This window comes from Microtetraspora sp. AC03309 (assembly GCF_020826795.1).
GTDB lineage: Bacteria > Actinomycetota > Actinomycetes > Streptosporangiales > Streptosporangiaceae > Microtetraspora > Microtetraspora glauca.
Window position 1 is genome coordinate 1 of the sequence record NZ_JADDIL010000630.1, and the last position, 387, is coordinate 387.

At 68.2% G+C, this 387-nt stretch carries 1 protein-coding gene; it reads right to left on the bottom strand.

Going from position 1 to position 387, the window contains the following annotated elements:
- On the bottom strand, positions 1-280 hold a 280-nt coding region (locus tag IMZ11_RS44690), incomplete at its 3' end, for an SDR family NAD(P)-dependent oxidoreductase (protein ID WP_228649881.1).
- Positions 281-387 lie beyond the last annotated feature (107 nt).

Here is a 387-nt window from a genome sequence, read left to right on the forward strand (position 1 = left end):
CACCGGGAAATGCCGCGGCGTTGTTGACCAGGATGTCGAGCTGATCGAAGTGTTGAGCCAGCGAGCGCACCGAGGTCAGGTCGGCGAGGTCGGCGCTGATGAACCGGACGTCACGGCCGAGCGCCGCCGCGGCATCGCGTCCGCGCTGTTCATCCCGCCCGGTGATGGTCACCGTCGCGCCCGCGCGGGCCAGCAGGTCGGCGCAGGCCAGTCCGATGCCCGCCGTGCCCCCGGTGACCAGCGCGCGGTATCCTTCGAGCTCTGTCGACGCGTATTCCATTGTGTCCTCTCTCTTTTCAGGCGACATTGCGAATGTCGTCGTCGATCTCGGCCAACGCGGCGCGCAGGCGTTCGCGGCTGCGCGCGATACGCGACATCACGGTTCCC